The organism is Streptomyces sp. Ac-502 (assembly GCF_045222935.1).
GTDB classification, from domain to species: Bacteria; Actinomycetota; Actinomycetes; order Streptomycetales; family Streptomycetaceae; genus Streptomyces; species Streptomyces monomycini.
In genome coordinates this window covers 6,864,913-6,884,972 of sequence record NZ_JBHFFO010000001.1, presented here as the reverse complement: position 1 = coordinate 6,884,972, position 20,060 = coordinate 6,864,913, and the positions used below count along the sequence as shown (strand labels likewise).

17 protein-coding genes, 2 tRNA genes and 1 pseudogene are annotated in these 20,060 nt (G+C 71.8%); 10 read left to right on the top strand and 10 right to left on the bottom strand.

Annotated elements, in window-relative coordinates; all coding sequences use genetic code 11:
- Positions 1-213 precede the first annotated feature (213 nt).
- The 3 genes and pseudogenes from aroA to ACEXOX_RS31490 all read left to right on the top strand — a co-directional run bounded on the left by aroA (position 214) and on the right by ACEXOX_RS31490 (position 3,015).
- A pseudogene (gene aroA / locus ACEXOX_RS31500) lies at positions 214-1,580 on the top strand (3-phosphoshikimate 1-carboxyvinyltransferase).
- 13 nt (positions 1,581-1,593) lie between these two features.
- Complete coding sequence (rsgA, locus tag ACEXOX_RS31495) at positions 1,594-2,601, top strand: ribosome small subunit-dependent GTPase A (RefSeq protein WP_406524418.1); 1,008 nt, start codon at positions 1,594-1,596, stop codon at positions 2,599-2,601.
- A 90-nt stretch (positions 2,602-2,691) separates the two neighbouring features.
- On the top strand, positions 2,692-3,015 hold the full coding sequence (locus tag ACEXOX_RS31490; protein ID WP_030022114.1) for a multidrug efflux SMR transporter: 324 nt from the start codon (positions 2,692-2,694) through the stop codon (positions 3,013-3,015).
- A gap of 101 nt (positions 3,016-3,116) precedes the next feature.
- On the opposite strand, the gene ACEXOX_RS31485 is transcribed toward ACEXOX_RS31490, so the two are convergent.
- Positions 3,117-3,776 carry a TetR/AcrR family transcriptional regulator gene (locus ACEXOX_RS31485; RefSeq protein ID WP_406524417.1) on the bottom strand — a complete coding sequence of 220 codons (660 nt, stop codon included), beginning with the start codon at positions 3,774-3,776 and terminating at the stop codon, positions 3,117-3,119.
- A 141-nt stretch (positions 3,777-3,917) separates the two neighbouring features.
- On the opposite strand from ACEXOX_RS31485, the gene hisN reads away from it, so the two are divergent.
- Together hisN and ACEXOX_RS31475 are read left to right on the top strand one after the other, a co-directional pair.
- Complete coding sequence (gene hisN / locus ACEXOX_RS31480) at positions 3,918-4,721, top strand: histidinol-phosphatase (protein WP_406524416.1); 804 nt, start codon at positions 3,918-3,920, stop codon at positions 4,719-4,721.
- Between the two features lie 190 nt (positions 4,722-4,911).
- Positions 4,912-5,325 carry a cyclic nucleotide-binding/CBS domain-containing protein gene (locus tag ACEXOX_RS31475; protein WP_406526529.1) on the top strand — a complete coding sequence of 138 codons (414 nt, stop codon included), beginning with the start codon at positions 4,912-4,914 and terminating at the stop codon, positions 5,323-5,325.
- A 238-nt stretch (positions 5,326-5,563) separates the two neighbouring features.
- Here ACEXOX_RS31475 and ACEXOX_RS31470 read toward each other — a convergent pair whose 3' ends face one another.
- Positions 5,564-7,045, bottom strand: coding sequence for a catalase (locus ACEXOX_RS31470; protein WP_406524415.1), 1,482 nt, complete (start codon positions 7,043-7,045; stop codon positions 5,564-5,566).
- A 138-nt stretch (positions 7,046-7,183) separates the two neighbouring features.
- Between ACEXOX_RS31470 and ACEXOX_RS31465 the strand changes: the two genes are divergently transcribed.
- Positions 7,184-7,603 (top strand): Fur family transcriptional regulator, encoded by a 420-nt coding sequence (locus ACEXOX_RS31465; protein ID WP_406524414.1) that lies wholly within the window; start codon positions 7,184-7,186, stop codon positions 7,601-7,603.
- Between the two features lie 169 nt (positions 7,604-7,772).
- The gene (locus ACEXOX_RS31460; protein WP_406524413.1) at positions 7,773-7,940 is read left to right on the top strand and encodes a hypothetical protein; all 168 of its coding nucleotides are present in this window, start codon (positions 7,773-7,775) and stop codon (positions 7,938-7,940) included.
- A gap of 92 nt (positions 7,941-8,032) precedes the next feature.
- Here ACEXOX_RS31460 and ACEXOX_RS31455 read toward each other — a convergent pair.
- The 4 genes from ACEXOX_RS31455 to ACEXOX_RS31440 all read right to left on the bottom strand — a co-directional run bounded on the left by ACEXOX_RS31455 (position 8,033) and on the right by ACEXOX_RS31440 (position 13,408).
- Positions 8,033-8,106: transfer RNA gene (locus ACEXOX_RS31455), tRNA-Met, on the bottom strand.
- Positions 8,107-8,262: 156 nt separating this feature from the next.
- Positions 8,263-10,125: a sel1 repeat family protein gene (locus ACEXOX_RS31450; RefSeq protein ID WP_406524412.1), complete on the bottom strand. Its 1,863-nt coding sequence runs from the start codon at positions 10,123-10,125 to the stop codon at positions 8,263-8,265.
- 208 nt (positions 10,126-10,333) lie between these two features.
- Positions 10,334-10,407: transfer RNA gene (locus tag ACEXOX_RS31445), tRNA-Met, on the bottom strand.
- Positions 10,408-10,483: 76 nt separating this feature from the next.
- The gene (locus tag ACEXOX_RS31440; RefSeq protein WP_406526528.1) at positions 10,484-13,408 is read right to left on the bottom strand and encodes a UPF0182 family protein; all 2,925 of its coding nucleotides are present in this window, start codon (positions 13,406-13,408) and stop codon (positions 10,484-10,486) included.
- Positions 13,409-13,537: 129 nt separating this feature from the next.
- On the opposite strand from ACEXOX_RS31440, the gene ACEXOX_RS31435 reads away from it, so the two are divergent.
- Positions 13,538-14,098 (top strand): PPA1309 family protein, encoded by a 561-nt coding sequence (locus ACEXOX_RS31435; RefSeq protein ID WP_406526527.1) that lies wholly within the window; start codon positions 13,538-13,540, stop codon positions 14,096-14,098.
- 163 nt (positions 14,099-14,261) lie between these two features.
- Here the strand turns inward: ACEXOX_RS31435 and ACEXOX_RS31430 are convergent, their stop codons facing one another.
- The 4 genes from ACEXOX_RS31430 to ACEXOX_RS31415 all read right to left on the bottom strand — a co-directional run bounded on the left by ACEXOX_RS31430 (position 14,262) and on the right by ACEXOX_RS31415 (position 17,817).
- On the bottom strand, positions 14,262-15,353 hold the full coding sequence (locus tag ACEXOX_RS31430; RefSeq protein WP_406524411.1) for a PDZ domain-containing protein: 1,092 nt from the start codon (positions 15,351-15,353) through the stop codon (positions 14,262-14,264).
- A 209-nt stretch (positions 15,354-15,562) separates the two neighbouring features.
- On the bottom strand, positions 15,563-15,748 hold the full coding sequence (locus tag ACEXOX_RS31425) for a hypothetical protein (protein ID WP_030022103.1): 186 nt from the start codon (positions 15,746-15,748) through the stop codon (positions 15,563-15,565).
- Positions 15,749-15,908: 160 nt separating this feature from the next.
- Positions 15,909-16,370, bottom strand: a complete 462-nt coding sequence (locus tag ACEXOX_RS31420) for a molybdenum cofactor biosynthesis protein MoaE (protein ID WP_030022102.1) — start codon at positions 16,368-16,370, stop codon at positions 15,909-15,911.
- Between the two features lie 295 nt (positions 16,371-16,665).
- Positions 16,666-17,817 (bottom strand): SDR family oxidoreductase, encoded by a 1,152-nt coding sequence (locus tag ACEXOX_RS31415; protein ID WP_406524410.1) that lies wholly within the window; start codon positions 17,815-17,817, stop codon positions 16,666-16,668.
- A gap of 193 nt (positions 17,818-18,010) precedes the next feature.
- Here ACEXOX_RS31415 and ACEXOX_RS31410 point away from each other — a divergent pair, with 193 nt between their 5' ends.
- Together ACEXOX_RS31410 and ACEXOX_RS31405 are read left to right on the top strand one after the other, a co-directional pair.
- Positions 18,011-19,483, top strand: a complete 1,473-nt coding sequence (locus tag ACEXOX_RS31410; protein ID WP_406524409.1) for a zinc-dependent metalloprotease — start codon at positions 18,011-18,013, stop codon at positions 19,481-19,483.
- The gene (locus tag ACEXOX_RS31405) at positions 19,480-20,007 is read left to right on the top strand and encodes an NUDIX hydrolase (protein WP_406524408.1); all 528 of its coding nucleotides are present in this window, start codon (positions 19,480-19,482) and stop codon (positions 20,005-20,007) included. The genes ACEXOX_RS31410 and ACEXOX_RS31405 overlap by 4 nt, the downstream gene beginning before the upstream one ends.
- Positions 20,008-20,060: the final 53 nt, after the last annotated feature.

Below are 20,060 nucleotides of genomic sequence, written 5' to 3'. Positions count from 1 at the left end.
TGCGCCGGTCCCCGCCTTCCGGCCGCGAGCCGCGCCCCGCGCCCGTACGGTACGGACGGGACGCCGGTGCCCTCGGGATGCGCCCCGGAGCGCCTCCCCGGGAGCGCGGCGCCGGACGGTGACCCGGCCTGCACTATCAGTGCTGTGTTTCCTGCAGGTTGCGCCACTTTTGATCAAGATATGCACCCCGGCCCAGCCATTAAAGTGAGGGACATGACCGAGAGCCCCGCGCATCCCGCCCTCTGGCCCGCCCCCGTAGCTGCCGGGGCGGTCGACGCCACCGTCACCGTGCCCGGCTCCAAATCGGTCACCAACCGTGGCCTCGTCCTTGCCGCCCTGTCCTCCGAGCCCGGCTGGCTGCGCCGGCCGCTGCGCTCCCGGGACACCCTGCTGATGGCCGAGGCACTGCGCACGATGGGCGTCGGCATCGAGGAGACCGCCCCCTCCAGCGCCGCCGCGACGGCCGGCGCGGACGGCGGCGGTGGCGAGGCGTGGCGGGTGATCCCGGCCGGCCTGCACGGCCCGGCCACCGTCGACGTCGGCAACGCCGGTACGGTCATGCGCTTCCTGCCCCCGGTCGCGGCCCTCGCCGACGGCGCCATCCGCTTCGACGGCGACCCGCGCTCCTACGAGCGCCCGCTCGACGGCGTGATCAACGCGCTGCGCTCGCTCGGTGCCCGGATCGACGACGACGGCCGCGGCGCGCTGCCCATGACGGTGTTCGGCGGCGGCGCCCTGGAGGGCGGCGCGGTCGAGATCGACGCCTCCTCCTCGTCCCAGTTCGTCAGCGCGCTGCTGCTGTCCGCGCCCCGCTTCAACCAGGGCGTCGAGGTACGGCACGTCGGCTCGGCGCTGCCCTCGATGCCGCACATCCGGATGACCGTCGACATGCTGCGCAGCGTCGGCGCCCAGGTGGACACCCCCGAGTCCGGCGGCGAGCCGAACGTCTGGCGGGTCACCCCGGGCGCCCTGCTGGGCCGTGACCTGATCGTCGAGCCGGACCTGTCCAACGCCCAGCCGTTCCTGGCGGCGGCGCTGGTCACCGGCGGCCGGGTCACCATTCCCGACTGGCCCGAGCGCACCACCCAGCCCGGTGACGCGCTGCGCGAGATCTTCACCGCCATGGGCGGTTCCTGCGAGCTGACCGAGCGCGGCCTGACCTTCACCGGCACCGGCCGTGTCCAGGGCATCGACGTGGACCTGAGCGAGGTCGGCGAGCTGACCCCCGGTATCGCCGCGGTGGCCGCCCTCGCCGACTCCCCTCCACGCTGCGCGGCGTCGCCCACCTGCGCCTGCACGAGACCGACCGGCTGGCGGCGCTCACCAAGGAGATCAACGAGCTGGGCGGCGACGTCACGGAGACCGAGGACGGCCTGCACATCCGGCCGCGCCCGCTGCACGGCGGCATCTTCCACACGTACGAGGACCACCGGCTGGCCACCGCCGCCGCGGTCATCGGCCTGGCCGTACCGGGCGTACAGGTCGAGAACGTGGCGACGACCGCCAAGACGCTCCCCGACTTCCCCACCCTGTGGACCGGCATGCTCGGCGAGGCCACGGCCCCCGCGCGGAGAGGCTGAGGCTCTTTCGACCATGCGGCGCTACGGCAAGAACCCCGACGAGGACGACATCCGCTTCCGTCCCAACCGCAAGGGCAACCGCCCGCGGACGAACATCCGGCCCAAGCACGAGGACGCCAGCGAGGGCCTGGTCCTGACCGTCGACCGCGGCCGGATCACCTGCCTGATCGAGGACCGCACGGTCACCGCGATGAAGGCCCGCGAGCTGGGCCGCAAGTCCGCCGTCGTCGGCGACCGGGTCGCGGTCGTCGGCGACCTGTCCGGCGCGAAGGACACCCTGGCGCGGATCGTCCGGGTCGAGCCGCGCAGCTCCACGCTGCGGCGCACGGCGGACGACGACGACCCGTTCGAGCGGGTGGTCGTCGCCAACGCCGACCAGCTCGCGATCGTCACCGCGCTCGCCGACCCGGAGCCGCGGCCGCGGCTGATCGACCGCTGCCTCGTCGCCGCGTTCGACGCGGGCCTGGACCCGCTGCTGGTCCTGACCAAGTCCGACCTGGCCTCCGCCGACGCCCTCCTGGAGTCCTACGGCGCGATCGGCGTCCCGTACATCGTCACCAACCGCGACGAACTCGCCGACGGCATCGCCGCGGAGCGGGTCCGGGAGCGGCTGCGCGGCCACATGACCGCCTTCGTCGGGCACTCCGGCGTCGGCAAGACCACCCTCGTCAACGCGCTGGTGCCGGACCGCGCACGGGCCACCGGTCACGTCAACGCGGTCACCGGCCGCGGCCGGCACACCACGACCTCCGCGCTCGCGCTGCCGCTGCCCGACGACTCGGGCTGGGTCATCGACACCCCGGGCGTCCGCTCCTTCGGGCTGCACCACGTGGATCCGGCCCGGGTCATTCTCGCCTTCCCCGATCTGGTCCCCGGCACCGCCGACTGCCCGCGCGCGTGCGGCCACGACGAGCCGGACTGCGCCCTGGACCAGTGGGTGGCCGACGGCCACGCGGACCCGGCCCGGCTGTACTCGCTACGCCGTCTGCTGGCCACCCGTGAGCGACGCGAAGGGGACTGATCGCTCAAGTTTGCTGCCCCGCCGCCGCGGTGAATGCATAATCACACCAAGGCTGGCGAAGCGGTCACGGACCGTACGGAGGCAATGGACATGGCGTGGCTGCTCGTCGTGGTGGCGGGGCTCCTGGAGACCGGGTTCGCGGTCTGTCTCAAGCTCTCCCACGGCTTCACCCGGCTCTGGCCCACGATCGCCTTCGCCTGTTTCGCCCTCGGCAGCTTCGGCCTGCTCACCCTCTCGCTGAAGAAGCTGGACGTGGGTCCGGCCTACGCGGTGTGGACCGGCATCGGCGCCGCCGGCACCGCGATCTACGGCATGGTCTTCCTCGGCGACCTGGTCTCCACCCTCAAGCTCGTCTCCATCGCCTTCGTCATCGTCGGCGTGATCGGGCTTCAGCTTTCGGGGTCGGCGCACTAGGTCCGGTGCTGTTCTGACGTCAGGCGCTGCTCCGTCGTCAGGCGCTGCTCCGTCGTCACGTGCTGCGCTGTCGTCCGGTTCCCGGCTGCCGCGGGCGGCGGTCAGGGGCGGTGGTTGGCGTGGGCGAAGGCCCTGTGGAGCTGGCGGGCGAGGTCTTCCGGTTCGGCGGGGGCGACGACGTACGACAGGGTGAGGCGGGCCGCGGTGGCGCAGGCGGTGCCCAGTTCGGGGAGGTCCTCCTTGGGCCAGTCGGCCTCCAGCGCCGCCATCGCGCAGTCGCTGAACCTGCTCACCAGGTCGGTCGGTCCCGGCGGGAGCCCGTCCGCGCGCGCCCCCGGCTGGCTGTTCGCGCCGCCGGGGTACGGTCCGCGCCGGCCCGGTGTCCCGCCCGCCGGGGTCGGCAGGCGCTCGCTCCAGCATCCCGTCAGCGCCGCCCGTACGAGCGGATTGGTCCGCGCGGCCCGTACGGTCCACGCGGCCGCGGCCACCACCCGGGCCTCCACGTCACCGCCCGTCCCTCCCGACCCGCCCGGCCCGGCGCCCGGGTCGGCCAGGGCCCGGGTGACGCCGGCGATATAGCCCTCGGTCTCTCGCCGTACCAGGGCCCTGGCCAGGCCCTCCTTGCTGCCGAACTCGTTGTAGAGGGTCTGCCGGGACACCCCGGCCTCGGCCGCGACATCGACCATCCGGACGCCTGCCCACGGCCTGGCCGCGAGCGCCGCGTAGGCGGCGTCCAGCAGGGACTCACGCGCTGTAGGCATCGTCGCCTCCCAGGCCGCCGGCCCAGGTGGCCGGTGTGCCGCACAGAATTGACTCGCCGCCAGGGGCTGTCAAGGGTCCGTACGCGCCGGGCAACCGGCGTCATGTGGCTCGTGCCCGAGACCAGTCGATACTGTTCGCACATGCCCGACTATCACGATGACCTCCGCCTCGGCCACGTCCTGGCGGACGCCGCCGACGCCGCGACCATGGAGCGGTTCAAGGCACTCGACCTCAAGGTCGAGACCAAACCGGACATGACTCCGGTGAGCGAGGCCGACAAGGCGGCCGAGGAACTGATCCGTGGTCATCTGCAGCGCGCCCGTCCGCGCGACGCCGTCCTGGGTGAGGAGTTCGGCAGCGAGGGCTCGGGGCCGCGCCGCTGGATCATCGACCCCATCGACGGCACCAAGAACTATGTGCGCGGGGTCCCGGTCTGGGCCACGCTCATCGCCCTGATGGAGCGCGGCGAGGGCGGCGACCGCCCGGTGGTCGGCGTCGTCTCCGCGCCCGCGCTCAACCGCCGCTGGTGGGCGGCGGAGGGCCTCGGCGCGTACACGGGCCGCAGCCTGACCTCCGCGAGCCGGCTCCAGGCCTCGCAGGTGGGCCGTATCCAGGACGCTTCGTTCGCGTACTCCTCGCTCACCGGCTGGGAGGAGCAGGGCCGGCTGCCCGGCTTCCTCGAACTGTCCCGGGACTGCTGGCGCACCCGTGGCTACGGCGACTTCTGGCCGTACATGATGGTCGCCGAGGGCTCGGTGGACATCTGCGCGGAGCCGGAGCTGTCGCTGTGGGACATGGCGGCCTGCGCCGTCGTCGTGCAGGAGGCGGGCGGCCGGTTCACCGGCCTGGACGGCGTGCCGGGGCCGCACAGCGGGAACGCCGCGGCCTCCAACGGCCTGCTGCACGAGGAACTGCTCAGTTACGTCGGCGACGAGCGCCGCTGAAGGCGCGGCCCGGCCCGTACCGGCAGACGGACCGGCACCCGGGGGCGTGCGAACGGAAACCGTCCGTTCCGCGCCCCTTGTTGCACCCCCGGACGCATGTGAACATGAGAACACCGAAGCTTGTGAACTTGTGAATCGATTCGCAAGGTGCTCTCCGCAAGCGACAAGGAGGTGGCTCCATTCCATGCCCATGTACGTGCGCAACGCCATGAGCACGGTGGTCCTCACCATCGGGCCCGCCCACACCCTGCGCCAGGCAGCCCACCTGATGGCCGCGCGGCGCGTCGGCGCGGCCGTCGTCCTGGACACCGACACCAGCGGGCTCGGCATCCTCACCGAGCGCGACATCCTCAACTCCCTGGGCGCGGGAGAGGACCCGGACCGGGAGACCGCGCAGGCCCACACGACCGCGGACGTGGTCTTCGCCGCTCCGGAGTGGACGCTCGACGAGGCCGCCACCGCCATGGTGCACGGCGGCTTCCGGCATCTCATCGTCCTCGACGACCTGGAGCCGGTGGGGATCGTGTCGGTCCGCGACATCATCCGGTGCCGGGCCTCGGTACCGGAACAGCGCGAGGAGCGGGTCAGCCCCGTACCGGCGTGAGAGGCCCCACACCGACGTGACGGCCGGCGCCGTGGGGGTGGTGGCTCTCACGGCGCGCGGCGACGGCCGTTGCCGTGAGAGTGCCGGCCCCTGCGATGCGGCGACGGCCCTCGCGGCGCGGCGACGGCGCGCGGGCGTACGGCGTACGGTGCGCGCGGCCGCCTGCCCGCCCGCGCGCACGCGAAGAGGCCGGAGCCCATTGGCGTCCGGCCTCTTCGGTGTTACGGCAAGGGAAGGGTCAGCCGCGCAGGGCCTGGACCGCGGCCTCCAGCCGCTTGCCGTAGTCGGGGTCCGCCTTGCGGAAGTTCTCGATCGCGCGCTGGGCTATGTCGTCGCGCGAGACCTTGGAGATGAAGCCGGCCAGGTTGCCGACCAGACGCTCCTTCTCCTCTTCCGTCATCAGGCGGTACAGGTTGCCGGCCTGCACGTAGTCGTTGTCCTCGGCGTGCGAGGGCGCTTCCGACTGGCCGGTCGTGCCGCTCACCGCGATCGGCTGCCACATCGCCCGGCCGGTCTCCACCGGGCCGCCGAAGCTGTTCGGCTCGTAGTTCTTCGCGCCGCCGTGCCGGCCGTCGTAGAGCGCGCCGTCGCGGCCGTGCGAGCGGGCCTCGGTGGCGTGCGGGCGGTTGACCGGCAGGTGGTCGGCGTTGATGCCGACGCGGTAGCGGTGGGCGTCGCCGTACGCGAACAGCCGGCCCTGGAGCATCTTGTCGGGGGACGGGCCGATGCCCGGCACGAAGTGGTGCGGGGAGAAGATCGACTGCTCGACCTCGGCGAAGACGTTCTCCGGGTTGCGGTTGAGCTCCAGCTTGCCGATCTCGATCGGCGGGTAGTCCGCGTGCGGCCAGACCTTCGTCAGGTCGAACGGGTTGAAGCGGTACGTCGCGGCGTCGGCGGCCGGCATGATCTGCACCTGGACGGTCCAGCTCGGGAACTCGCCGCGCTCGATGGACTCACGCAGGTCGCGCTGGTGGCTGTCCGGGTCCTCACCGGCGAGCTTGTCGGCCTCCGGCTGGGTCAGGCACTTGATGCCCTGGTCGGTCTTGAAGTGGTACTTGACCCAGAAGACCTCGCCGGCCTCGTTGTTCCACTGGTAGGTGTGCGAGCCGAAGCCGTCCATGTGGCGGTAGGACGCCGGGATGCCGCGGTCACCGAAGAGCCAGGTCACCTGGTGGGTGGACTCGGGCGACAGACCCCAGAAGTCCCAGACGTTGTCCGCCTCCTGCGAGCCGGTGTACGGGTCGCGCTTCTGGGTGTGGATGAAGTCGGGGAACTTGATGGCGTCCTTGATGAAGAACACCGGGGTGTTGTTGCCGACGAGGTCGTAGTTGCCCTCTTCGGTGTAGAACTTCAGCGCGAAGCCGCGCGGGTCGCGCACCGCGTCGGCGGAGCCGAGGTTGCCGGCGACGGTGGAGAACCGCAGGAACGTCTCGGTCTGCTTGCCGACCTCGGAGAGGAACTTGGCGCGGGTGTACCGCGAGACGTCCGCGGTCAGCGTGAACGTGCCGTAGGCGCCGGCGCCGCGGGCGTGCACCACACGCTCCGGGATGCGCTCGCGATTGAAGTGCGCAAGCTTCTCCATCAGGAGCTGGTCCTGGATGAGTCCGGGACCGCCGGTGCCGGCCGTCTCGCTGTTCTGGTTGTCCGCGACCGGAGCCCCGGCCTCCGTGGTCAGCGGTCCGGTGCTGCTCTGTACCGACACGTGCGCCTCCTGAGTCATGAACCTGCCCTTGGCTTGCGCCGAAACCGATCCTACATTGGACATTGTCTAAGTCAAGAAGAACCCGAGACTCGTACCGGATCCGGTGATGGACGAGCCACTGCTACCCTGGCCTTATCTGACTGATAGGTGATTGGCATGAGTGACCTGCTGGAACGACTCCGGGGACGCGGCTGGCGGCTGACCGCGCAGCGACGCGTCGTCGCCGAGGTCCTCGACGGGGACCACGTCCACTACACCGCTGACGAAGTGCACGCCCGGGCGACCGAGCGCCTGCCGGAGATCTCGCGCGCGACCGTGTACAACACGCTCGGCGAGCTGGTCTCGCTCGGCGAGGTGCTGGAGGTCAGCACGGACGGCCGCGCCAAGCGGTACGACCCCAACGCCCACCACGACCACCAGCACCTGGTGTGCTCGCGGTGCGGGACGATAAGGGACGTACACCTGGACAGTGACCCGCTCGCCGCCCTGCCGGTGCCGGAACGGTTCGGCTTCCAGGTCTCCGAGGTCTCGGTGACGTACCGGGGCATCTGCCCGAACTGCCACTCCCACAACTGACCCGGGCGACGGCCGCGCCACCGACGCCGGCCCGCCCACGGAGAGAGCCCGCGCCGGCCGGTGCGGGCTCTTCGGCTTATCCACCCCGCCCACGATGCCTGCGGTACATCCCGGTAAAGGCGTTTTCGCCCGATCCGCCGGGGCACCCAGGGCCCAGGAGGTGGTCACTGTGCCCGAGCCCGGCAGCAAGGACTACGACAAGCGCCGCGCCCGGCTCCGCAAGGACGCCGAGAACAGCGGTATCAACGATCAGCAGGCCAACGAGGAGGGCCGGCGCAGCCGGGGCCCGCGCACCGAGCGCGGCCGGGGCCCGAAGGGCGAACGCAGCGGCGGATGACGCGCCGACGCCTCGTGCGCCCGTACGGCAAAGCCCCGCGCGCCCATACGACGAAGGCCCGGATTCCTGAGAATCCGGGCCTTCGTCTTCAGTAGCGGGGACAGGATTTGAACCTGCGACCTCTGGGTTATGAGCCCAGCGAGCTACCGAGCTGCTCCACCCCGCGCCGTTGTGTGTCTACTGTAACCGCACCGCGACGACCAGCGCAAATCACGTTCCGTCGAGCTGGGGCCAGCGGCATCCGGGGCACCGGGGCGCGGGTGGACAACGCCGTACGGAGCAGCCCGGCCCCGTACGGCGCGCCCGCCATCCAGCACGCGTCCTACGCGCTCAGCTCTTCCTGGAGCGCCTCGCGCAGCCGCGCCGCGCGCTCCGCGACCTCCGGCGGCCCCAGTTCCACGGCCCGCCGGCACCACTGGTGCCCTTCGGCGAGGGCGCCGCGCCGGGCGGCGAGCAGGGCCAGCCGCAGGGCGGCGCGCCCGTGCCCGTCCTCGGCGGCGCGGGTCCACCACAGGGCGGCCTCGGGCAGGCTGCCCTCCCGGGCCAGCAGCAGGCCGAGGTTGAAGGCGCCGTTGCGGCTGCCCGCCTCGGCCGCGGCGCGGTACCAGCGCGCGGCCTCGACCACATCGCCCCGCGCCGCCGCGAACATGCCAACCCGGACCTGGGCGCGCCGGTGCCCCTGCCGTGCGGCGTGCTCGTACCACCGGGTGCACTCGTCGTCCTGCCGCCGCTCGACCGCGCCACCGTCGCGGCGGTCCAGCAGGTCGGCGAGGCGGAACGCCGCCTCGGCACTGCCGCCGTCCGCCGCGCAGCGCAGGTGCCGCTCGGCGGCCTCCGTGTCACCGTCGCGCAGGTGGACGATGGCGACCTGGAGGGCCGCCTCGGTGTGCCCGGCCGCGGCGGCGCGCTCGTACCACTCGTGCGCCATCCGCTCAGCGCCGCGTTCCGCGTACAGGATGCCGAGGTTGAAGGCGGCGTCCACGCTGCCCGCCTCGGCGGCCTTGGAGAACCACGGCTCGGCGCCTGCCGAGTCGCCGCGCTGGAGCAGCATGATGGCGAGCGCGTTGGCGGCCTCGCGGTGTCCGGCGTAGGCGGCGCGGCGGTACCACTGCTCGCCGCGGCCCTCCCGGCCCTGTTCGGCGCAGAGCAGGCCGATGTTGTACGCGCCGTTCACATCGCCCGCGTCCAGTGCGGCGCGGTACCAGCGTTCGGCGGTCTGCGTCTCGCCGCGGTCGGCGTGCAGCGCGCCCAGCGCGTTGGCGGCGTTGCCGTCACCGTCCTGGGCGGCGCGGCGCCACCACTCGGCGGCGCTCTCCTCGTCGCCCGCGTCGCGCAGCAGGAAGCCGAGGGCGCAGGCGGCCCGCGCCTCGCCGCCCTTGGCCGCGGTCAGGTACCAGCGGCCCGCTTCCTGGGTCTCCCCGCGCTCCTCCAGGAGCGTGCCCAGGTGCAGTGCGGCGCGACGGTGCCCGCGCGCGGCGGCCTGGCGGTACCACTGCTCGGCCTCGGCGTCCGGGGTGCCGTCGCCGCCCAGGGCGTTGGCGCGGTCGTCCAGCAGGCGGGCGAGGCGGTACGCGGCTTCGCGGTGCCCGCGCTCGGCGGCGGCGCGGAACCAGCGCTCGGCGCCCACGTCGCCGCGGTGCTCCAGGAGGTCGGCGAGGGCGTACGCGCCGAGGCAGTGTCCCGACTCGGCGGACTGGCGCAGCCAGTACTCGGCCGCGGGCTCGTCGCCGCGCTCCCGGTAGAAGCGGCCGAGGGCGTGGGCGGCCGCGGCGGATCCGGCGACGGCGGCGATACGCCACCAGCCCGCCGCCTCGTCCGCGTACCCGCGCTGGTGCAGCAGGACGCCCAGGTTGTTGGCGGCCGCGCGGTCGCCCGCCGCGGTGGCGGAGCGCAGGTACGGTTCGGCGCCGTCCAGGTCGCCGCGGCGCAGCAGCATCGCGCCCAGCACGCTCATGGCGGCGGTGTCGCCGGCTTCGGCGGCCCGGCGGTGGTGGGCTTCGGTCACGGCTTCGGACGCCTCCGCGGCGGCGTCGGCCTCGATCACGTCCAGCGGCATGTCGGCATCACGCTGGTCCGGAAGCACGGTGTCCCGTCCGCCCGGTGTCCCGGATTCGCGCCCGTCGTCGGGCGCGTGCACAAACCGGCCTGTCTCCAACAACCTTGCCTTGTCCCCCATGAGGGCCATCGTCGCACCACCCGCAACCCGCGTACACCTGGTATACCGCAGCCAGTGAGGTCACTACAGCGTTTTGTCGACTTCCCGATACAGAGACATGCCAAACTCCGTTCTCCTCCACTGTCGTTCACATCTGGGAAAGGCGCGCCCGTCCGGGCGTGTCGCGCCACACATGACGAAGGCCCGGATCCCAAGGATCCGGGCCTTCGTTCTTCAGTAGCGGGGACAGGATTTGAACCTGCGACCTCTGGGTTATGAGCCCAGCGAGCTACCGAGCTGCTCCACCCCGCGCCGTTGTGTATCCAAGGTACCACGGCGCGGAGGGGTGCCCGGCCCGCCGGTCGCTCCCGGGGGCCGGGCCGCGGAATCAGTCTCCGCCGGTGCCGCCGTTCTTGCCGGCGTCACCCTTCTGTGCGGACTTCTTCTCCGCCTCGGCCGCCCGGTCCAGGGCCGCCTTCAGCTTCTTCTGCGCCTCGCCGTAACCGGCCCAGTCGCCTTCCTTGCGGGCCTTCTCGCCCCCCTCGTACGCCTTCACGGCGTCGTCGAGGGCCTGTTGCACCGTCTGGTCGGCGGGCGGCTGCTTGCCCGTGTCACCGCCGTCGGACGGCGGCTGCTCCGTCCCGGAGCCCGGCGGCTTCTTGCCGAACACGACATCGAGCGCCTCGGCCAGGTTGTTGCCCAGCACGGGGTCGTTCTCGCCGTAGCTGACCAGCACCTTCTTCAGCAGCGGGTAGTTGGTGCCCGCGCCGCGCAGGTAGACCGGCTCCACGTACAGCAGGCCGCCGTTCATCGGGACCGTCAGCAGGTTGCCGTACTCGATCTCGGAGTCGCCGAGTTTCTTCAGGATGTTCAGCTCGTTGGCGATCTTCGGATCGGAGTTGAACTTCGACTGGACCTGCTGGGGCCCCGGCACCGGTGTCTGGGACGGCAGTTTCAGCACTCTGATCTTGCCGTAGTCACCACTGGTGGCATTGGCGTCGACCGCCATGAACGCCCCCAGGTTGTCCCGCTTGTTGGGGGTGAACGTCGTGGTGAGCGCGAAGGTCTGGGCCTTCTGGTCCGGCATCTTCAGGCTCTGGTAGTACGGCGGCACCGAGTTGCCCGACTTGTTCGTCGGGTCGTTCGGGACCTGCCAGCGCTCGCTGCCCGTGTAGAAGGTGTTCGGGTCGGTGACGTGGTACGTCGTCAGCAGCTGGCGCTGCACCTTGAAGAGGTCCTGCGGGTAGCGCATGTGTTCCATCAGGGACTTGCTGATGGAACTCTTCTTCTCGACCGTCCCGGGGAACGACTTCATCCAGGTCTTGAGGACCGGGTCCTTGGTGTCCCACTCGTAGAGCTTGACCGAACCGTCGTAGGCGTCGACCGTGGCCTTGACCGAGTTGCGGATGTAGTTGACCTGGTTCTGCTGGGCGACGACCGCCCGCTGACCGTCGGTGAGCGAGTCGGCGGTGGTGTCACCGAGCGTGGTGCGCGAGGCGTACGGATAGCCGTTGCTCGTCGTGTAGGCGTCGACGATCCACTTGATCCGGCCGTCGATGACCGCCGGGTAGGCGTCGCCGTCGATGGTCAGCCAGGGGGCGACCGCCTCCACGCGCTCCTTGGGCGTGCGGTTGTACAGGATCCGCGAGTCCTTGCCGATGGCGCCCGAGTAGAGGATCTGCGGCTCGCCGAACGCGACCGCGTAGGCGGCGCGGTTGACCGGGTTGGCGAGGTTGACCCCGCTCTTGCCGGTGTAGCTGTAACTCTTCTCGCCGCTCTTGTCGGAGGAGTAGTCCAGCTCCTTCTGCGGCCCGCCCACGATCGAGTACTGGGTGGTCTTCTCGCCGTAGTACACCCGCTGCTCGTACGGGCCGAACTGACCCTTCGAGGGCAGCTCGCTCTCGGTGTAAGCCGGCTCGCCGCCCTCGGCGAACGTGGTGCCCTTGGCCGCCACGGCGCCGAACCCGTGGGTGTACTTGAAGTGGTCGTTGATCCAGTTGCGCTCGGAGACGCCGTTGAGGTTCAGCTCACGCAGGCCGATGACGGTGTCCTGGTCCTTGCCGTCCTTGTCCTTGTACCGGTCCACGTCGAGCGTCGACGGGAACTGGTAGTAGCTGCGGACCTGCTGGCGCTGCTGGAAGGACGGGGAGACCACGTTCGGGTCGAGCAGCCGCACGCTCGCCGTGGTGTCGGCGGCGTCGCGCAGCTTCTCCCGTTCCGTGTCGTTCTTCGGCTTGTAGTTGCCGTCGTACCCCTGCACGTCGACACTCTTGATGTCGTACGCGTCGCGGGTCGCCTCGATGTTCTGCTTGATGTACGGCGCTTCCTTGGCCTGCTCGTTCGGCTGGACCTGGAACTTCTGCACGATGGCCGGATACAGGCCGCCGATGAGGACCGCGGAGAGCACCATCAGGCCGAAGCCGATGACCGGCAGCTGCCAGGTACGGCGCCACAGCGTCGCGAAGAAGAGCACCGCGCAGATCGCCGCGATGAAGAACAGGATCGTCTTGGCGGGCAGGTAGGCGTTGGCGTCCACATAGCGCAGACCGGTCCAGCCGTCGGCGGACTTCAGCCCGCTGGACTTCACCGCCAGGCCGTACCGGTCGAGCCAGTACGCGATGGCCTTGAGCGACACGAAGACGCCCAGCACCACGGAGAGGTGGCCGGTGGCGGCGGCCGTCGCGCGCGAGCCGGGGCTCGTGACGCGCAGCCCGCCGTACAGGTAGTGGGTGAGCGCCGCGGCGATCAGGCACAGCACCGCGCACGCGAAGCCGAAGCTGAGCAGGAAGCGGTACCAGGGCAGGTCGAAGGCGTAGAACGCGACGTCCTTGCCGAACTGCGGGTCCTTCTGGCCGAACGGCACACCGTTCACCCACTGGAGCCACGTACGCCACTGGCCGGAGGCCGAGGCACCGGCGATCAGGCCCACCACCGCGGTGACCGCGAGCAGCGCCCACTTCTTGTACGGGGCGAGGCCCATCCGGTAGCGGTCCAGGCTCTGCTGCTCCATGGACATCGCGCTCAGCGGCGGCCGCAGCCGGTGCGCCAGCCAGATGTTGATGCCGACCGCGGCGGCCATCAGGGCGCCGAAGGCGAGAAAAAGTCCGATCTTCGTCAACAGGGTGGTGGTGAAGACCGAGGAATAGTGGACCGACCGGAACCAGAGCCAGTCGGTCCAGAACCCGGAGAACATGACGAAGAGCATGGCCAGCACGGCCAGCACGCCCAGTGTCATGAGCAGGGTCCGGATCCGCCGGGACGGTCGGCCGACTCTGATCCGTGGCCCTGTCGGGCCTCCGCCACGGTCCGGCATCTGGAAAGCCAAGGTGCGCACCTCGAAGTTCGCTGTCGTGTTGAGCAGGCCCGGCGATAGTAGGACCCACTGTTGCAACTTACTAAGGCTTTACCCGGTTCCCGTTTTCCGGGGTCAGCAGGGCACGATATTGAGCATGAACAACCTTCCCGTCGACGGCACCCCCTCGCCGCCAGCCCGCTGACCCGTGCCGTACTCGAAATCGACGAGTACGCCGCCGGACTCGGCTGGGACCAGCCCGCCCGCCTCTTCGCCCTCGTGGACACCGCCCAGCTGCGTGAGCAGGAACCCTCGCTCGCCGAGCAGCTCGGTATCGACGACTCCACCACCGCCTCGCTGACCCCGGTCGAGCAGGACGAGATCCCGGCCGGCGCCCCGCTGGACGAGTTCCTGGCCACCATCGGCTGGCCGGACGCGGTGGCCGGCTGCGCGATGACCGTCGAGCGGCTGATGCTGCCGCCGTCCGCGGAGGACTCCGTTCCGAAGGGCATGGACGACGCGCAGATCGCCGAGTGGGTCGCCGGTCACCCGGACCGCCAGGAGGTGCGGATGACGGTGGCGGTGCTGCGGGACGGCACGCGCGAGTCGGCGCTGCGGCTGCGGGAGAAGGACTCCACGTCCGAGGTGCTGACCGGCTCGCAGCTCGTGCCGGGGCTGGCGGACGCGCTGTCCGCCACCTTCGAGAGCTGACGCCGCGGCCCGTCCGGGGCCGGGGCGGGTGCCCCGGTCCGGCCGCCGTGGCGCGGGGCCGGCGGGCCTCCTACGGGTCCTCCACGGCCCCCGCGGGCCCACGGGCGCGGCAGCGGCTGCCGGGCCCGACGCCGGAACGGCTGCCCGGCCCGGAGCGGGCCGCCTACTTGTTCGCGGGGCAGCTCGGCAGGTCGGCCGTGTCCCCCTTGCGGATCTTCTCCAGGGACTTCAGCGCGTCCTGGATGGTGTCCACCTTGACCAGGCGCAGGCCGTCCGGGTGGTCGTCGACGACGGACGCGCAGTTGTCCTTGGGGGTGAGGAAGTACTCGGCGCCCTTGTTGCGCGCGCCGACCACCTTCATCGCGATACCGCCGATCGGGCCGACCTTGCCGTCGGCGTCGATCGTGCCCGTACCGGCGACGAACTTTCCGCCGGTCATGTCCTCGGGCGTGAGCTTGTCGATGATCCCGAGGGCGAACATCAGCCCGGCGCTGGGGCCGCTGACGTCGGCCAGCTTGATGTCGACGTTGAACGGGAACGTGTAGTCGATGCCGGCCTGGATGCCCACGACCGGCCGGCCGCCCTCCGCCTTCGCGGTCGTGACGGCGACGTCCTTGGTGGGTCCTTCGGGGCGCTTGCCCTTCTTCTGGGCCGCGGCCGCCTCCTTGGCGGGAATGACCGTGAAGACGGCCTGTTCGCCCGGCTTGTGCCGGGTGACCAGCTTCGCCACGTCCGTGTTGGCCTTGACCGCCGTACCGTCCACGGCCTTGATCACGTCACCGGCGTGCAGCTTGCCGTCCGCGGGGGCGTCCTTGACGACGGATGCCACGACCGTCTGGGAGCCCACCGGGATGTTCAGCTGCTTGAACGCGGCGACCTTGGCGCTCTCCAGGGACTGGGTGAACTCCTCGGCGTTCTGCTGGTCGGACTGCTCCGCCGTCTGGCCCTCCGGGTAGAGCGTCTTGTGCGGCACCACGAGGCTGTCGTGCTTGAGCCAGCCGACGACCGCGGCGAAGAGGTTCATGCGGTACTCGGCGCCGGTGACCCGGACGGTGACCATGTTCAGATGGCCGGAGGTCGGATACGTCTTGTGGCCGGATATCTGCAGCACCGGCTCACCCTCGTGCTCGCCCAGGGTGTTGGTCGTGGGCCCCGGATACATCTCGGAATACGGAACGGGAATCACCATCCCGGCGCAGATCAGCGCAATCAGCATCACGAGAGAGGCGAGCAGCGTCGCGGTGCGGCGTGGCATGGAACGACAGTACGGGACGCCTCCGGCACCCGGCCTCGGGGGCCGTCCGTCCGGGGGCGGACGGGACGGGGTGCGGAGCGGGTCACGGGACGCGGTGCCCCGGAACCGCCGCGGACGCGGGGCGAGGGCGGCGGGGAACCGGAACCATGGCGGCCGCTTGCGTCCGCGTACGACGGCCACGGCCCCGGTCATGGCCCCGGCTCAGCCCGTCAGGCTCGCGCCGCGTCCGAACCGGAATGCGCCTTCTCCGGTTTCTCCATCGCCTCCCGGAACCGCGCATAGCCCGCCAGTTCCGCGACGTCCCCGGTCCTGCGGTTGCGTGATGCCCAACTGCTCCACACGACGGCGGCGATGACGGCGAGAACCGGAATCAGCAACCAGAGGAGCGCTCCCATAGCGGCCTCCCGACCCCTTGTAACAACCGCAACGACGAATAAGCAGATTAACCATCTGCCAGGTCAACGCTCACGCCAGGGGGCGGGTTACGCAACTGGAGCGCGCGTAAAGGCTTTACCGACGCCGCCCGGAACCGCCGCCACCGCCGGAAACCGGCCGTCAGCAGGCGCCGACCCACTCCTGGGTACCGTCCGAAAAACGCTGGTTCTTCCAGATCGGCACCTCGTGCTTGAGGTCGTCGATCAGCCGCCGGCAGGCCGCGAACGCCTCCGCGCGGTGCGGGCAGGAGACCGCCACCACGACCGCCAGGTCGCCGACGGCCAGCTCGCCCACGCGGTGCACCGCGGCCATCGCGCGTACGGGGAAGTCGGCGGCCACCTTCTCGGCGACGCGGCGCAGTTCGGCCTCGGCGCTCGGGTGCGCCGAGTAACCGAGGGCGTCGACGTCGGCGCCGCCGTCGTGGGAACGGACCGTACCGACGAACAGGGCCGTGCCGCCGGCGGCGGGATCGCCGACGGCCGCGAAGACCTCGTCCAAGGACAGCGGGGTGTCACGGACCGCGAGGAGGCGGATCGCGTCGGCCGCGCCCTGCTCGCCCGGGTGGTCATACGTGCCTGGCATGGCTCCATCGTGCCGTACGGGGCGGCGGCACGGGGCATGGGCTTTCCGCCGGTCCTGTGACGGGGCGTGTTGGAGGCTCCTACAGGCGCGGGGCGGGCGGGGCGGCGCGGGGCCTCGGCACGGCCGTACGGGGGCCGCTGCGTGGCCGTACAGGCGCTGCTCCGGGGCCGTACGGGCCGTCGTGGCCCGTACGGAGTCGGCGCGGCGGAACGGGCCCGACGCGGCCGTACGGAGCCGCCGTCCCCGTACGAGCCCTCCCCCACGGCGGGGACGCAGCGCACCCGCCCCCGGATCCTCAGATGCGCCGGCGCGCCTTACGGGCGCGGCGGACCAGGGCGGCGGTGCCCAGGAGGGCGACCGTCGCGCCGGCCGCTCCGGCCGCGGTGGCGTCCTTGCGGCCCAGGCGGCGGCCGGCGACCGTGTGCCGGCCCGCCACCTCCTCCAGCAGCTCGGTCAGCACCTCCTCGTTCGTCCACCGGGGGCGCCAGCCCGCCTCGTGCAGCCGGCTGCCGCTGACCACCCACGGATGCATCGTGTAGGCCAGGTCTCCGGCGGGCGAGGGCGTGAGGCCGATGCGGTGCAGCCGGGCGGCGGCGCCGAGCGCCACCGAGGACGGCAGCTCCATGCGCCGGATGCCGGACAGCTCCTCGACCTCCTCCTGCTCCAGCCACCCGTCGCAGCCCACCGCCAGCTCGCCCTCGACCTTCTCCAGCGCGGCGTACTCCAGGGCGCTGACCAGATCCTCCACGTGGCAGAACTGCCAGGCGGGGCGGGAACCGGCGACGACCAGCAGCCGCGGCGACTCGAAGTAGCGGGTCAGGGCGGTGTCCGTGCCGCCCACCAGGACGGTGGGGCGCAGGACGGTGACGTTCAGGCCGGGGTGCGCGCGGGGCGCGCGGTGCGCCAGGCGCTCGATCTCCAGGAGGTCGCCGACCCCGGTGGCGTCGGCGGTGGCCCGCAGCTCGGCGTCCTCGGCCAGCGGCACGTCGTTGTCCGGGAGCGCGCCGTAGACCATGGCGGAGGTGCAGAGCACGACCCGGTGCACGCCGGCGGCCGCCGCGGCCGTGAGGACCGTCTGCGTACCGCGCACGTTGTACGCCGTACGGGCGGCCGCGTCGGTCTCCAGGTCGAGGTCGACGGCGAGGTGCACGACGACGTCGGCGCCGCGCAGCTTGTCGGCGATGGCCGGGTCCCGGACGTCCAGGACGTGCCAGTGCGCCTCGGCGTTCTCGCCGCGTCGCTCGTCGATGGCCACGACCCGCTTGACCTCGTCGGACTCGGTCAGCGCCTGGGTCAGCAGGGCACCCACGCCGGAAGCGGCGCCGGTGACCGCGACGACGGGGCGGCGCAGCGGCCGGGCGGGCCCGCCGTCCGCCTGTTTTCCTGCGTGCTCGGTCTCGGCAGCGGTGTTTCGCGCTGCGCGAACGGTCGGATCTGGGGAACTCACCGGGCGTCTCCAGCGGTTGTCTTCAGTGCGTAGGCGTGTTGACGCCGTACGTACCAGGTGGCGTCCATCCTGCCGCAGGCACCGGGACGGCGAAGCACCGAGCCCCGAAGCGGGGCGGGTGTCTAGGCTGGAAGAGAATGTCGGGCAGCCGCCGCCGGCCCCTGGCCGGCGGCCCTACGAGCCGAGGAAACCCGTGAGTGACACCCCATTTGGATTCGGCCTTCCGCCGGAGGAGCCGGAGGACGGCGACAACGGCGAGAAGAAGGGCGGCCAGGGAGGTAGCCAGGGCCCCGCGAACCCGTTCGGATTCGGCGGCGGGAGCGGCGGCGCGGACAACCCGTTCGCGGCGCTCTTCGGCGGCATGGGCGGTCCTGGTGGCGAGATGAACCCTGGCGATCTTGGCGCCGCCTTCCAGAAGCTGGGCCAGATGCTCTCGTACGAGGGCGGCCCGGTGAACTGGGACATGGCCAAGGACATCGCGCGGCAGACCGTCGCGCAGGGCGCCGAGGACGGCACCAAGGACGCCAGCGTCTCCCCCGGAGAGCGGGCGGCCCTCGAAGAGGCCGTGCGCCTCGCCGACCTGTGGCTGGACGGCGTGACGTCGCTGCCCTCGGGCGCGAGCACGGTGCTGTCGTGGAGCCGCGCCGAGTGGGTCGAGGAGACCCTGCCGGTGTGGAAGGACCTGGTGGACCCGGTCGCGGAGCGCGTCGGCGCGGCCATGGGCGACGTCCTGCCCGAGGAGATGCAGGCCATGGCGGGCCCGCTGCTCGGCATGATGCGCTCCATGGGCGGCGCCATGTTCGGCACCCAGATCGGGCAGGCGCTGGGCGTCCTGGCCGGTGAGGTCGTCGGCTCCACCGACGTCGGGCTGCCCCTGGGACCGGCCGGCAAGGCCGCGCTGCTGCCCGGGAACATCGCCAACTTCGGCTCCGGCCTCGGCGTGCCCGAGGAGGAGGTGCGGCTCTACCTGGCCCTGCGCGAGGCCGCCCACCAGCGGCTCTTCGCCCATGTGCCGTGGCTGCGCTCGCACCTGTTCGGCGCGGTCGAGGGCTACGCCCGCGGCATCAAGGTCGACACGACCAAGCTGGAGGACGTGGTCGGCCAGCTCGACCCGCAGCACCCCGAGGAGCTGCAGAACGCCCTTCAGCAGGGCATGTTCCAGCCCGAGGACACCCCGGAGCAGAAGGCGGCGCTGGCCCGGCTGGAGACGGCGCTGGCTCTCGTCGAGGGCTGGGTGGACGCGGTGGTGCACGCCGCCGCCTCCCCGCACCTGCCGTCGGCCGACGCGCTGCGCGAGACGCTGCGACGGCGCCGGGCGACCGGCGGCCCGGCCGAGCAGACCTTCGCCACCCTCATCGGTCTGGAGCTGCGTCCGCGGCGCCTGCGGGACGCCTCGCGGCTGTGGGCCCTGCTGACGGACGCCCGTGGCCTGGACGGCCGGGACGCGCTCTGGGAGCACCCGGACATGCTGCCGACCGCCGCCGACCTGGACGACCCGGACGGCTTCGTCCACCACGAGCAGCTGGACTTCTCCGAACTGGACAAGATGCTCGGCGAGGCGGCGGGCGGCGCCGGGAAGCCGGACCTGACCAAGGAGACGGACGAAGGCACCGGTCAGGACGGTTCGGCCGAGGGCGGCAAGCCCGGGGGCGACGGCGAGAAGTGAGCCTTCACGACGACGCGGCGCGGGTCCTCAAGGAGTGGCCCGCGCCGTCCCCTGAGCAGGAGCGGCTGCGGCTCTCCTACCTGGACCACCTGGCGACCCACCCCGACGGCATGGGCAAGCCCTGCAAGGACGGGCACATCACGGCCAGTGCCCTGGTCATCGACCCGGCGCGCGGGCGGGTGCTGCTGACGCTGCACCGCAAGCTCAAGATGTGGCTCCAGATGGGCGGGCACTGCGAGCCCGAGGACGCCACGCTCGCGGACGCGGCGTTGCGCGAGGCCCGCGAGGAGTCCGGGATCGCGTCCGGGCTGACGCTGCTGGGCGGGCCGGTGCGCCTGGACCGGCATCTGACGCCGTGCGCGTGGCATCTGGACGTGCAGTACGCGGCGCTGGCGCCCGAGGGGGCCGAGGCGGTGATCAGCGACGAGTCGCTGGACCTCCGCTGGTTCCCGTACGACGAGGTGGCGACCGTGGCGGACACCTCGGTCGTCCGCCTCGTGGAGCGCACCCGCGCGCTTCTGTAGGACACGCGGCGGCCGCCCGCGCTCTCTCACGGAGAGGGCGCGGGCGCCCGGCG